This is a genomic window from Corynebacterium sp. (genome assembly GCF_052107835.1).
GTDB lineage: Bacteria > Actinomycetota > Actinomycetes > Mycobacteriales > Mycobacteriaceae > Corynebacterium.
On sequence record NZ_JBQEDF010000003.1, the window covers coordinates 69,415 to 83,158 of the forward strand.

A 13,744-nucleotide genomic window follows, 5' to 3' on the forward strand; every position below is an offset into this window, starting at 1 on the left:
ATGACCGGTACCGGACCCCACCCCGGCGAGCCCCACGACCTGTCCTACAGTTCGCGGCTGAATGCCCTGCGCGCGGGGGTGCTGGGGGCGAACGACGGGATCGTGTCGATCGCGGCGATGCTGCTTGGTGTGATCGCCACCGGGGCCAGCGCGACGACGGTGTTCGCCGCGGGACTCGCGTCCACGATCGCCGGTGCGGTGTCGATGGCATTGGGGGAGTACGTCTCGGTGTCCGCCCAGCGCGACTCCGAGAAGACCATGATCGCCAAGGAGACCACCGAGCTCCGGGAGATGCCGGAGGCCGAGCGCCGGGAGCTCTCCGGGATCTTCCAGGGCTACGGGGTCACGAAGGAGACCGCGGACCGGGCTGCGGAGGAGATCGCCGCGGGGGATCCCCTCCCGGCGCACCTGCAGCTGGAGCTCGGGCTGGACTCCGAGGACCTGACCAATCCGTGGACCGCCGCCGGGGCCTCGGCGGTGTCCTTCATCCTTGGTGCTCTGCTGCCGCTGCTCTCTGTGCTGATTGCGCCGGACAACGCCGCCGCGGTCGTCCTCACCGTGGTGACGCTGCTGACGCTTGCGTCGACCGGGTGTGTCTCGGCGAAGCTCGCCGGGAACCCTGTGCTCCGCTCCGCGGCGCGCCTGGTCGTGGGTGGGGCACTGGGCCTGGCGCTGACCTACGGCGTGGGGTCGCTGTTCGACGTCCCGGCGTAGGCATGTTCCGCCGGGGTCCACCCCGCCGACGCCTACTCCACGACGACCAGCAGGTCGCCGCCCTCGACCTTCGTCGGCTGGCTCATCACCACGCGGGCGACCGTGCCGGCGACCGGGGTGGTGATCGTGGCCTCCATCTTCATCGCCTCGATCACCGCCACGGCGTCGCCGGCCTCCACCTCGTCACCGACCGACGCGTTCACGGTCACCACACCGGCGAACGGTGCGGCGACGTGGCCTGCGACGGACGGGTCGGCCTTCTCCGCGGCGGCGGTCACGGACTCGACCGACCGGTCGCGCACACGCACCGGGCGGATCTGGCCGTTGACGTTGGCCACGACCTGGCGCATGCCCTTCTCATCCGGCTCACCGACCGCGTCCAGGCGCACCACCAGCGGGGAGTGGTCCTTGATGCGCACGGCGGTTTCCTCGCCCTCGACCAGGCCGTACAGGAACTGGCGGTCGGACATCACCGAGGTGTCGCCGAAGGTGCGGCGGTGCTCCTCGAAGCTGGTCGTCTCCTTCGGGAACAGTAGGCGGTTCAGCGCTCCGCGCCGTCCGTCGGAGGCGGCATCGACGGGCACGTCCGGGCCCTCCAGCAGCGCCTCCTCGTCCCCGGGCACGGAGACGGTCCGCGAGGACGTGTCGCCGCGCCCCTCCAGTGCCCTGGTGCGAAGTGGCTCGGGCCAGCCGCCGGGAGGCGTGCCCAGCTCACCGCGCAGGAACGCGATCACGCTGGCCGGGATGTCGTACTTCTGCGGATCCTCAGCGAACTCCGCCACTGAGACACCGGCCCCGACGAGGTGCAGTGCCAGGTCACCGACGACCTTGGAGGACGGGGTGACCTTCGTCGGGCGTCCGAGCAGGTCGTTGACCCCGGCGTAGGCGTCCTCGATGAGCTCGAAGCGGTCGCCCAGGCCGAGAGCGACAGCCTGGGTGCGCAGGTTGGACAGCTGACCACCGGGGATCTCGTGGGTGTACACGCGGCCCGTGGGCCCGGGCAGTCCGGACTCGAAGGGGCCGTAGAGCGAGCGCACGGCCTCCCAGTAGGGCTCCAGTGAGTTCACGTTGTCCAAGGACAGCCCGGTGTCGCGGCTGGTGTGCGCGAATGCGGCGACGATGGCCGACAGCGACGGCTGCGAGGTGGTTCCCGCCATCGCGGCGGAGGCGCCGTCGACCGCGTCGGCACCGGCCTGCGCGGCGGCGAGGTAGGTGGCGAGCTGGCCGCCGGCGGTGTCGTGGGTGTGGACGTGCACCGGCAGGTCGAAGTTCTTGCGCAGTGCGGTGATCAGGGTGGACGCCGCGGCGGGGCGCAGCAGTCCGGCCATGTCCTTGATGGCGAGCACGTGCGCACCGGACTCCACGATCTGCTCCGCCAGCCGGAGGTAGTAGTCCAGGGTGTACAGGTCCTCGCCCGGGCTTGACAGGTCGCCGGAGTAGGCCATCGCGACCTCGGCCACACCGGTGCCGGTTTCCAGTACGGCGTCGATGGCGGTGCGCATCTGGTCGATGTCGTTGAGTGCGTCGAAGATGCGGAAGATGTCCACACCGCTGGCCGCGGCCTCGGTGACGAAGGACCGGGCGACCACATCGGGGTAGGGGGTGTAGCCCACGGTGTTGCGCCCGCGCAGCAGCATCTGGATGTTCGTGTTCGGCATCGCCTCACGCAGCTGGTCGAGCCGCTCCCACGGGTCCTCCTTGAGGAACTGCAGGGCCACGTCGAAGGTTGCGCCTCCCCAGGCCTCCACGCTGAGCAGTTCGGGGGTCAGCCGGGCGACGGCGGACGCGGCGTCGACCAGGGCGTTGGTGCGTACCCGGGTGGCCAGCAGCGACTGGTGGGCGTCGCGGAAAGTGGTGTCGGTGACGGCCAGGGCGTCCTGCGCACGCAGCTGGCGCGCGAACTCGGCCGGGCCGACCTCGCGCAGCACGTTGCGGGCGCCGCGCGGCAGGGCGGGCTCGTCGGCGTCACTGTTGTCGCCGGCGTTGCGGGCGTCGTTGATCGGGACGATGTCCGGCAGCTTGTGGTGCGGGACCACGTCGGTGGGGCGCTGTCCGTTGGGCTGGTTGACGGTGACGTCGGCGAGGTAGTCCAGGATCCGGCCGGGTTCGTCGTCGGCCGGCGGGGCCTGCAGCAGATGCGGGTGGTCGGTGATGAAGGACGTGGCGATGCGCCGGGTGCGGAAGTCCTCCTCGCGCAGCATCGCGCGCAGGAAGCCGATGTTGGTGGCGACACCGGAGACGGTGAACTCGTTGAGGGCGCGCTCGGCGCGGGCCACGGCCTGGGCGAAGTCGGCGCCGCGGCAGGTCATCTTCACCAGCATCGAGTCGAAGTGGGCGGTGATCTCGCCGCCCAGCGACGCCGCACCGTCCAGGCGCACACCCGCGCCGCCCGGGGAGCGGTAGGCGGTGACCGTGCCGGTGTCGGGACGGAAACCGTTGGACGGGTCCTCGGTGGTGATGCGGCACTGCAGTGCCGCACCACGGGTCACGATCTCGTCCTGGCGCAGACCCAGCTGTTCCAGGGTCGCGCCGGCGGCGAGGTGCATCTGGGATTTCACCAGGTCGACCTGGGTGACTTCCTCGGTGACGGTGTGCTCGACCTGGATGCGCGGGTTCATCTCGATGAACACGTGGTTGCCGGCCTCGTCGACGAGGAACTCCACGGTCCCGGCACCGGAGTAGTTGATCGACTCACAGAACTTCACCGCGTCCGCGCAGATGCGCTCGCGCAGTTCGGGGTCGAGGTGCTGGGCGGGGGCGATCTCCACGACCTTCTGGTGGCGGCGCTGCAGGGAGCAGTCGCGCTCGTAGAGGTGGATGACATTGCCTTCGCCGTCACCGAGGATCTGCACCTCGATGTGCTGCGGGTTGATCACCGCGCGTTCGATGTAGACCGCCCCGTCACCGAAGGCCGCGGCGGCCTCGCGGGACGCCTCGGCGGCCAGTGCGGGCAGTTCCTCGGGGGAGGGGATGAACCGCATGCCGCGTCCCCCGCCGCCGGCGACGGCCTTGACGAACAGCGGGTAGGTCCGGCCCTCGGCGAAGGACACGAGTTCGTCGATGTCGGAGCTCGGCGGTGAGTCGTCGAGGATCGGCAGCCCGGCCTTGGCGGCCGCCTCGACAGCGGCGGACTTGTCACCGGTCAGGTCGAGGGTCTCCGGCGACGGGCCGATGAAGGTCAGTCCGTTCTCGGCGCACCGGCGGGCCAGCACCGCGTTCTCGGACAGGAAGCCGTAGCCCGGGTAGACGGCGTCCGCCCCGGTCTGCACCGCGGCGCGAACGATCTCGTCGATGTCCAGGTAGGCCTTGACCGGGGACCCTTCCACACCGATCCGGACAGCCTCGGACGCGAATGACCGGTGGAAGGAGTTGCGGTCCTCCCTCGGGTAGACGGCGACCGTGGCCGCGCCGGTCTCGTAGGCGGCGCGGAAGGCGCGTACCGCGATCTCGCCGCGGTTGGCGACGAGGATCTTGTCGAACGATGGGAGGGCCATGTGAGGCATCCTTTCCGGTGAGGTACGTGGGTGCTAACCAGGATACCTTCACAGTTGTTTTGGGTAGTTAACCAGGCAGCGCGAGCGCCGTGCGGGGGGGTGAACCGCACAGCGCTCGCGCTGGTCAGGGAAGGGAAGTGAGGGTGTGGGTCAGCGGTGCCCGGTGGCGTCGGTCTGCTCCGCCACCGAGCGCTGAGGTTCGCCGCTGTAGGCCGACAGTGGGCGGATGAGGGCGTTGTTCTCGTTCTGCTCCACGATGTGGGCGGTCCAGCCGACGACACGCGACATCACGAAGATGGGCGTGAAGAACGGGATGTCGATGCCCATCATGTAGTAGGTCGGGCCGGCGGGGAAGTCCAGGTTCGGCAGGATGCCGGTCCGCTCCTCCATGGCGGCCTGCATGTTGTCGTACATCTGGACCCATTTGTCGCCGTCGTGGTTGTGGGCGGTCCGGCGCATGGCGGCCTCCATGGAGGGCACACGCGAGTCGCCCTTCTTGTAGACGCGGTGGCCGAAGCCCATGATCTTCTGCTTGTTCGCGGCCTTGTCCAGGACCCATTCCTTGGCCTTGGCGGGGTCGTCGACCTCGAGGAAGTTGTGCATCACGGCTTCGTTCGCACCACCGTGCAGGGCACCCTTCAGTGCGCCGACGGCACCGGTGACCGCCGAGTACACGTCCGCGGTGGTGGAGGTGATCACGCGTCCGGTGAAGGTGGAGGCATTGAAGGAGTGCTCGGCGTAGAGGATCAGGGACTCGTCGAAGGCCTTGACGTCGTCCATGTTGTTCGCCGGGGAGTCCGGGCCGTCACCGAAGCACATGTACAGGAAGTTCGACGCGATCCCGCGGGTGCGTGACGGCGGGATGAACTCCAGGTCGTGGCGGCGACGCATGTCGTAGGCGACGATCCCCGGCAGCTTCGCCAGCAGGCTCACCCCGGTACGGCGCACGGTGTCGGCGCTGCTGTCCTCGTTGGTGACGTCCTGCGTGCCGAGCCAGCTGATCGCGGTACGGACCACGTCCATGGGGTGGGCGGTCTTCGGCAGGGAGTTGATCAGGTCGAGCAGGCCGCGGGTGAGGGGACGCAGCGCGCGCTCACGCTGGCCGAACTCCTGGAACTCGCGCCAGGAGGGGAGTTCCTTGTTCCACAGGAGGTAGGCGACGTCCTCGAAGCTGCAGTGCTCCACGAGCTCCTGGACGGGGTAGCCGCGGTAGGTCAGGGAGTTGGTCTCCGGGTTGACCTTGGACACGGCGGTCTCGTCGACGACGACGCCGTTGAGGCCTTTGCGGATCTCGGTGTTCTCACTCATGGTTGAAGTCCTTTCAGTGTGTGGTGTCGCCGGGACTACTCGGCGTCGGGGCGGGTGTAGGTGAACACGCCCTGGTCGAAGGCGTTGTACTCGTTGTAGCGGAGCAGTTCGTAGAGCCGTGAGCGGTGCTGCATGCGGTCGAGCCATTCGGACTGGGTGCCGGTGTCGGCGATGTCGCCGAGCGCCTCCTCGACCTGACCCATGGCCACGCGCAGGGTGGTGACCGGGTAGATCACGGCGTTGAAGCCGATGTCCTCCAGCTGCTTCGCGGGAAGCAGCTGGGACTTGCCGAATTCGGTCATGTTCGCCAGCAGGGGGATGTCCACCGCCGCGCGGAACCTCTCGAAGTCCTCCGGGGTGTGCAGTGCCTCGGTGAAGATCAGGTCGGCACCGGCGTCGGCGTAGGCCTTCGCCCGCTCGATGGCGGAGTCGATGCCCTCGACTCCGGCGGCGTCGGTCCGGGCGCAGATGACGAACGAGTCGTCCCGGCGCTCCTTGACCCCTGCGGTGATGCGGCGGAGCATCAGCTCGGTCGGCACGACCTCTTTGCCGTCGAGGTGGCCGCAGCGCTTCGGGTTGACCTGGTCCTCCAGGTGGCAGCCGGCGACTCCGACGTCCTCGAGCTCGGAGATGGTGCGGGCCGCCGACATCGGTTCACCGAATCCGGTGTCCGCGTCGACGAGTACGGGCAGGTCGGTGGACCGGGCGATCTGGCGCGACCGTCCGGCGACCTCGGTGAGCGTGGTCAGTCCGATGTCCGGCAGGGCCAGGTCCGCGGCGACGACGGCGCCGGAGACGTACACGCCCTCGAACCCCTTCTCCTGGATCGCCCGGGCCACCAGCGGCGAGAATGCGCCGGGCAGCCGGGTGATCGAGGAGGACGCCAGGGACTCGCGGAACGCCTGACGGCGGTCGGTGGGGGTGACGTTGCTGGAGAAGAGGCCGGCCATCTAGAACAGCCCCCCGTTGATCGTCGGGGCCGTGGCCAGGACGTCCTCGGAGAAGGTGACGGTGAGCTGGTTGAGCTCGCCGGCGCCCAGCGACAGGGTGTTCTGGGCGGCCTCCAGGAAGCGGTCCTGCTCCTTGTCGTCGACCAGGCCCTCCGCCAGGGTGCGGAACTTGTTGATGTACTGGTCCCGGGTGAAGGGGTGGGCGCCCAGGGGGTGGGCGTCGGCGACGGCCAGCTCGTCCTCCAGGACGGTGCCGTCCCTGAGGGTGATGACGGCCTTGGCGCCGAAGGCCTTCTCGGCCGGGTCGGTGGAGTGGTAGCGGCGGGTCCACTCCGGGTCCTCGACGGTGGTGATCTTGTTCCACAGCTCGATGGTCTCGGGACGGTGGGCGCGCTCGGGGGAGTAGCTGCGCTCGTGGTGCCACTCGCCGTCCTCCAGTGCCACGGCGAAGATGTACATCACCGAGTGGTCCAGGGTCTCGCGGGAGGCGTCCGGGTCGAACTTCTGCGGGTCGTTCGCGCCGGTGCCGATCACGTAGTGGGTGTGGTGGCTGGTGTGCAGGACGATGGACTCGATCTGCGACTTGTCGCTGATCTGCCTGCCTATGCGGCGCGCCAGGTCGATCGGGGCCTGGGACTGGTACTCCGCGGAGTGCTCCTTGGTGTAGGTGTCCAGGATGCCGCGCTTCTCCTCGCCCGCGCCGGGCAGCGGCACGGTGTAGGACGCGTCCTTGCCGTCGAGCATCCAGGCGATGAAGCCGTCCTCACCCTCCCAGATGGGTGCGGGGGCTCCCTCGCCGCGCATCGCACGGTCGACGGACTCGATGGCCATCTTGCCGGCGAAGGCGGGGGCGAAGGCCTTCCAGGAGCTGATCAGACCCTTGCGCGACTGGCGGGTGGCCGTGGTGGTGTGCAGTGCCTGGCCGATGGCCTGGTAGATGGTCTCGGTGTCGAGGCCGAGCTGCGTGCCGATGCCGGCGGCGACCGACGGGCCGAGGTGGGCGACGTGGTCGATCTTGTGCTCGTGCAGGCAGATGCCCTTGACCAGGTCGACCTGGACCTCGTAGCCGGTGACGATGCCGCGGACCAGCTCGGCGCCGCCCAGACCCTTGTGCTGGGCGGTCGCCAGGATCGGCGGGATGTTGTCGCCGGGGTGGGAGTACTCGGCGGCGAGGAAGGTGTCGTGGAAGTCCAGTTCACGCACGGCCGTGCCGTTGGCCAGGGCGGCCCACTCCGGGGAGTAGGTGCCGGGGACGCCGAAGACGGTGGAACCGGGGGAGTAGGGGTGGCTCAGGGCCTGGGAGCGCGCGGTCGACGGCGGGCGGCGGAGGACCGAGGCGACGGCGACGGACGCGTTGTCGATGATGCGGTTGACCGCCATGTCGGCGGAGTCTGCGGGCACGGCCACCGGATCAGCCGCGATTTCGGCGATCTTCCAGGCGAGGTGCTCCTTCTGCGGGAAGTCCTCCGCTGAGGGGTGGACGCGGACGTTGTGCTTCTCCACTGCGTGGGTCTCCTAGGGGTAGGCGTTGAGCTGGCTGGTGTACACGCCCGTGATGCCGGTGACCGGAGTTACGTGGGAACTTCGGCTGTGACCGAAGACACAGGCTGTTGTGGTGACCACTATGCCATCTCGTCGTCCGGAAGTTGTTTGTTTCTTGAATCGACGGGGGTGGGGATGCAGCCTCGTGGGGTGCCGGGCACCCGGAGCATGGCCGCTGTGGTCCAACCACCGGCTATCTGCGGTTTCGGGAAACCGTCCACGACATTCCCCCGGATGCCGGAGCCCTCCCCCGGTGAGTATCCGTGGACCGTCCGCCGAGCGTTTCCGCGGGGGTGGTTCGAGTCCGCCGGGGCAGGCGGATCCCCGGGGCCCGGACGGCGGTGCGTCCTGTCCTTCCGCGATTACCCCTGGTGCAGCGGGATTGCCCCTCCCGGGATCGATTCGAGCAGATGACGGGTGTACTCCTGCTCCGGGTGGTCGAACAACGCGTCCGTCCCGCCCCGCTCGACGATCCTGCCGTGCTGCATCACCAGTGTCTCGTCGGCGATCTGTTTGACCACCGCGAGATCGTGGGTGATGAACAGGTACGTCAGGTCCATCTCCCGCTGCAGTTCATTGAGCAGGTCCAGGACCTGCGACTGCACCAGCACATCGAGCGCGCTGACCGCCTCGTCGAGGATCAGTGCGTCCGGCCCCAGCGCCAGCGCCCTGGCGATGGCCACGCGCTGGCGCTGACCGCCGGACAGTTCGCCGGGGAAGCGGGTGAGCATCGACTGGGGCATGGCGACCATGTCCAGCAGGTCACGCACCCGCTTCTCACGCTCCTTCCTTGATCCCGCCCCGTGGATCCGCAGCGGCTCGGCGATGGTGTTGAACACGGAGTACATCGGGTCGACCGACCCGTAGGGGTTCTGGAACACCGGCTGGACGCGTCGGCGGAACGCCAGCTCGTCCTTGGTGCCGAGACCGGTGACGTCCGCGCCGTCGAACAGGACGCGACCACTGGTCGGTTCCAGCAGACCGAGGACCATCTGGGCGACCGTGGACTTGCCCGAACCGGACTCGCCGACCAGGGCGAGGGTGTGGCCCCGGGGCAGGGAGAAACTGACGTCCTCGGCGGCGGTGAAGTCGGTCTTGCGCCATGGCCTGTCGCCGGGCACCTGGAAGACCCTGGTGAGGTTCTCGACCGCGATCAGGGGATCGGACGACGCGGGTTCAGCGGCGTCAGCGGTCCCGACGGCCCCAGGGGATTCCGTGACCGCCACCTGCCGGTCCGCACGCCGCGCCGCGACGGACGGCGCGGCGGCCACGAGCTTCTTGGTGTACGGGTGCCACGGATCCTGGAGGATGTCCAGGGCCGGTCCGGACTCGACCACCTGTCCCTGGCTCATCACCACGATGCGTTGGGCGCGCTCGGCGGCGAGACCCAGGTCGTGGGTGATCAGCAGGACGGCGGTCCCCAGTTTCCTGGTCAGTCCCTCGAGATGGTCGAGGATCTGGCGCTGCACGGTGACGTCCAGGGCGGACGTCGGCTCGTCGGCGATGAGGAGCCGGGGACGCGCAGCCAGGCCGCAGGCGATCAGCGCGCGCTGGCGCATTCCACCGGAGAACTGGTGCGGGTACTGGCCGATTCGCCGGGAGGCGTCCGGCAGACCGGCCTCCTCCATCAGCTCGATCGCCCGGGAGTGGGCGTCGGAGCCGGCGGCGATGTTGTTGGCCTTCAGCGCCTCCTTGATGTGATGGCCGATCGTCCACACCGGGTTCAGGTTGCTCATCGGGTCCTGGGGGACCAGCCCGATCTCCTTGCCGCGCAGTTGGGTGAACCGGGTGGGCGACGCGTGGGTGATGTCCTCGCCGTCGAAGGTGATGGTCCCGGCGGTGACGTGGCCGGAGGCGGGCATCAGGCCCATGATGCTCATCGCCGTGGTGGATTTGCCGGAGCCGGATTCGCCGACCACGGCCACGGTCTCGCCGGGGTGGACGTCCAGGTCGAGTCCGGAGACGGTGGGCAGGGGTTGCTTGCGGGTGCCGAAGGCGAGGTCGACACCGCGCATCGAGAGCAGGGGGGCGTCGTTCATCGGGTGCGCTCCTTCGGGTCGAGGGCGTCCTTGAGTGTGTCGCCCAGCAGGATGAATCCCAGGACGGTGATCGCCAGGGCACCGGCCGGGTAGAACAGGATCTCCGGGTCGATACGCAGAACGTCCTGCGCGGCGGAGATGTCATTGCCCCAGGACACGGTGTCCGGCGGCAGGCCGACACCCAGGTAGGACAGTGTCGCCTCGGCGACGATGTAGATGCCGAGGTTGGTGGTCATCATCACGATGATCGGCGCCAGGCAGTTCGGCAGGATGTGCCGGACCAGGGTCCCGGTCCGTGACAGTCCCAGGGCGCGGGACGCGGCGACGTACTCGTTGTTCTTCGCCTGCAGCACCGCCCCGCGGACCATGCGGGCCATCTGGGGCCAGCCGAAGGCGGAGAGCACCAGGACCACCGTCCAGACGTTCCGCACGTCGAAGACCTGCATCAGCACGATGGCGGCGAGCAGCAGCGGGACGGCGAAGAAGATGTCGGTGAGCCGGGACAGGACGGCGTCGACCCATCCTCCGAGGTAGCCGGCGAGGGCACCGACGACGATGCCGAGGATCGCGACGACCAATGTGGTGAACACCCCGGTGACCACCGACGCCTGGGCGCCGTGGATGGTGCGCGCGTAGACGTCGTAGCCCTGCTGGGTGAAGCCGAAGGGGTGGCCGTCCCGGGCCGGCTCGAGCGAGTCCTCGAGGGTGGCGGTGGTCGGGTCGGTGCCGGTGAACAGGCCGGGGGCCACGGTGATGGCCAGGACCGCGAGGATGATCACGACCGACACCCAGAACATCGGCCGGCGGCGCAGGTTGCGCCAGGCGGTGCCCCAGAAGCCGGCGGGGGCCTTGTCGGGGAGCAGCTGGTCGCGGGTCAGGACGTCCTCGGTCTCGACCTCGGCGACCCAGCGTTGGTTGCGGTTGGTGGGGTCGGTGGTGTCAGGCATATCGGATCCTCGGGTCGAGCAGGGCGTAGAGCAGGTCGATGACAATGTTCGCCACCACGAAGATGACCACCAGGACGGTGACCACGCTGACGACGGTGGGTGCCTCGCCGATGCTGACGGACTGGAAGATCAGTCCGCCGACACCGTGGATGTTGAAGATGCCCTCGGTGACGATCGCCCCGCCCATGAGGACGGCGAGGTCGGCGCCGAGGAAGGTCACCACGGGGATCAGTGAATTGCGAAGGACGTGGTCGCGGATCACGTGCCACCGGGACAGCCCCCGGGCTGAGGCGGTGCGCACGAAGTCGGCGCGCAGGTTCTCCGCGACCTCCGAGCGGGTGAGTCTCAGGACGTAGGCGAAGGACACCAGCCCCAGGACGATGGCGGGGAGCAGGAGTCTGCCGAAGGAACCGTCGGAGCCGACCGTCGGTGGGACGACACCCCACTGGATGCCGAAGAGGAACTGGCCGACGAAACCGATGACGAAGGTCGGTACGGCGATGATCACCAGCGAGACGACCAGCAGGGTCGAATCGAAGACGGAGCCCTTCTTCAGCCCGGCGACCAGGCCGAAGGCGATGCCGAGCACCGCCTCGATGACCAGCGCCATGATCGCCAGCCGGATGGTGATCGGGAACGCCTCCCCGAGGACCTCGGTGACCGGTCTGCCGGAGAAGGTGTTGCCCATGTCCCCGGTGAAGAAACCGCCGAGGAAGAGCAGGTACTGGACGATGAACGGCTTGTCCAGGTTGTAGTCCGCCCGGATCTGGTCCAGGACGGCGGGCTCCGCGGCCTTGTCGCCGGCCAGGGCCAGGACGGGGTCGCCGGGCATCAGGAAGACCATCGCGTAGATGAGGAAGGTCGCCCCGAAGAACACGGGAATCAGTTGGAGGAGTCTCTTGCCGAGGTACCAGGCCACGGGTCACTCACCGTCCTTCGTGATCTCGGTGTAGACAGGCATGCCCTGCCAGTTCGTGTGCACGTTCTCCAGGTCGGGGTTCCAGGCGGTGGACGCCGCGTAGTACCACAGCGGGATCTGCGGCAGGTCCTGCATCAGAACCTCCTGGGCCTGGTCGAAGTACGGCTGCGCCGCCGCCGAGTCCGGGGAGGACGCCGCGTCGGCGAGCAGGTCATCGAACTCGGGGTTGGAGTACTCGCCGTCGTTGGAGCCGCCGCCGGTCCGGTAGTTGGACACCAGGAACGAGGAGATCGACGGGTAGTCGGCGTTCCAGCCGGAGCGGAACGCGCCGCCGACGGTCTTGTTCACCACGGCGTCCCGCACCCCCTGGAAGGTCGGGTAGGACTTGCCGGAGGACGGGATGTCCAGGGTCTGCCGGATGCTGTTGGTCACGGCCTCGATCCACTGCTCGTGACCTCCGTCCCCGTTGTAGGCGATCTGGAAGGAGTCCCCGCTGTAGGGCCTGATCTCGTTGGCTTTCTCCCACAGTTCGCGGGCCTTCTCGGGCTGGTAGGTCAGGACGTCCTTGCCGGGGATGTCGGCGATGCCGCCCTCGAGTGTGGGGGCACCGAAGTCCTCCGCGATGCGCCGGGAATTGAAGTAGACCTTCTCGATGATGGTCTCCCGGTCGATGGCCATGGAGATCGCGGCGCGGCGCAGGCGTCCCTCCTCGTCGGTCTGGAAGCCGGGGAGGTCCTCGGGGATGGTGAAGTTCTGGATGGCCGCGTAGGGCTTGTCGTCGTTGCTGTCCGGGAAGTCGGCGCGGTAACTCGGGTAGGCGTTGGGGCCGACGTCCTCACGCATGTGGTCCAGGTCGCCGGACTGCAGGTCAGCGTAGGCGGTGGACAGGTCGGAGTAGGCCTTGAACGCGATGCCCGGATTCTGGGGCTTGTCCTCCCCGTTGTAGTCGGGGTTGGCTTTCAGCTGGATCGACACGTTGTGCTGCCAGGCGTCGTCGCCGTCCATCTCGTAGGGGCCGTTGCCGATGGGGTTCTCGCCGAAGGCGTCCATGTCCTCGAAGGCGACCTCGGGGAGTGGCGCGAAGGCGTAGTAGCCGAGCTGCGTGGGGAACGACGCGTCCGGCTCGGACAGGTCGACGGTGAACTCGGTGTCGCTGATTTCGGTCAGGCCGGACATCTCTGTAGCGGAAGCCCCCTCGGCGGCGACGTCGTCGTAGCCCTCGATCGCCGAGAAGAAGTCGGCGCCGAGCTGGGCGTTCGCGGAGGTTGCCCCGTAGTTCCAGGCATCGATGAAGTTGCTGGACGTCACGGGCTCATCGTTGGTGAACTCCCAGCCGTCCTTGAGGGTGATGTCGAAGCTGGAGGAGTCCTCGTTCGGCTCGATGTCCTCGGCGACGGCGTTGTAGGGTTCGCCGTCCTCCGAGTACGCGACGAGGCCGGTGAACAGGGCCCGGAGGGCCTCTCCGCCGTTGATTTCGTTGGTGTTCGTCGGGATCAGCGAGTTCTGTGGTTCGCCGCCGAAGAAGGTGATGTAGTCGGACGGGATGTCGTCCCGGTCCGGTACACACGCCGTCGCCGTGACGGCCAGGGCGAGCCCGGTGAGGGTCGCCGCCAGCGCTCGGCCCGGCTGGGGTCGGATTCTCATTGAAACGCACTTTCATGGGTGGGCAGTGTCGACCGGAGAGGACCGGAAGTTCTGATTCCACACGATACAAAAGTCGGTTATGGAAAATCGGCGTTTCGGTCACGTTGCGCCGAAGTGCTCAGTCCGGGGACGACACTGCTCCGTGGCTTTCGCGCCACGTGCGGGCTAGACTCTGCAGGCCATGCAA

General features: G+C 68.3%; 9 protein-coding genes. 1 reads left to right on the plus strand and 8 read right to left on the minus strand.

Features of this window, described 5'->3' with window-relative positions:
* Positions 1 to 714 carry a VIT1/CCC1 transporter family protein gene (locus ACTIL2_RS01350; RefSeq protein WP_442335646.1) on the plus strand — a complete coding sequence of 238 codons (714 nt, stop codon included), beginning with the start codon at positions 1 to 3 and terminating at the stop codon, positions 712 to 714.
* A 32-nt stretch (positions 715 to 746) separates the two neighbouring features.
* Here ACTIL2_RS01350 and ACTIL2_RS01355 read toward each other — a convergent pair whose 3' ends face one another.
* From ACTIL2_RS01355 to ACTIL2_RS01390, 8 genes are all read right to left on the minus strand, one after another.
* Positions 747 to 4,208, minus strand: a complete 3,462-nt coding sequence (locus ACTIL2_RS01355; protein WP_442335647.1) for a pyruvate carboxylase — start codon at positions 4,206 to 4,208, stop codon at positions 747 to 749.
* A gap of 150 nt (positions 4,209 to 4,358) precedes the next feature.
* Positions 4,359 to 5,516: a bifunctional 2-methylcitrate synthase/citrate synthase gene (locus tag ACTIL2_RS01360; RefSeq protein ID WP_442335648.1), complete on the minus strand. Its 1,158-nt coding sequence runs from the start codon at positions 5,514 to 5,516 to the stop codon at positions 4,359 to 4,361.
* A gap of 35 nt (positions 5,517 to 5,551) precedes the next feature.
* Positions 5,552 to 6,466 (minus strand): methylisocitrate lyase, encoded by a 915-nt coding sequence (prpB, locus tag ACTIL2_RS01365; RefSeq protein ID WP_442335649.1) that lies wholly within the window; start codon positions 6,464 to 6,466, stop codon positions 5,552 to 5,554.
* Entirely contained in the window at positions 6,467 to 7,969 is a 1,503-nt protein-coding gene (gene prpD, locus ACTIL2_RS01370; RefSeq protein ID WP_442335650.1) for a 2-methylcitrate dehydratase PrpD, read from the minus strand.
* 401 nt (positions 7,970 to 8,370) lie between these two features.
* The gene (locus ACTIL2_RS01375; RefSeq protein ID WP_442335651.1) at positions 8,371 to 10,047 is read right to left on the minus strand and encodes a dipeptide ABC transporter ATP-binding protein; all 1,677 of its coding nucleotides are present in this window, start codon (positions 10,045 to 10,047) and stop codon (positions 8,371 to 8,373) included.
* The gene (locus ACTIL2_RS01380; protein ID WP_442335652.1) at positions 10,044 to 10,994 is read right to left on the minus strand and encodes an ABC transporter permease; all 951 of its coding nucleotides are present in this window, start codon (positions 10,992 to 10,994) and stop codon (positions 10,044 to 10,046) included. The genes ACTIL2_RS01375 and ACTIL2_RS01380 overlap by 4 nt, the downstream gene beginning before the upstream one ends.
* The gene (locus tag ACTIL2_RS01385; protein ID WP_442335653.1) at positions 10,987 to 11,913 is read right to left on the minus strand and encodes an ABC transporter permease; all 927 of its coding nucleotides are present in this window, start codon (positions 11,911 to 11,913) and stop codon (positions 10,987 to 10,989) included. The genes ACTIL2_RS01380 and ACTIL2_RS01385 overlap by 8 nt, the downstream gene beginning before the upstream one ends.
* Before the next feature lie 3 nt (positions 11,914 to 11,916).
* Positions 11,917 to 13,557, minus strand: a complete 1,641-nt coding sequence (locus ACTIL2_RS01390; protein ID WP_442335654.1) for a peptide ABC transporter substrate-binding protein — start codon at positions 13,555 to 13,557, stop codon at positions 11,917 to 11,919.
* Positions 13,558 to 13,744: the final 187 nt, after the last annotated feature.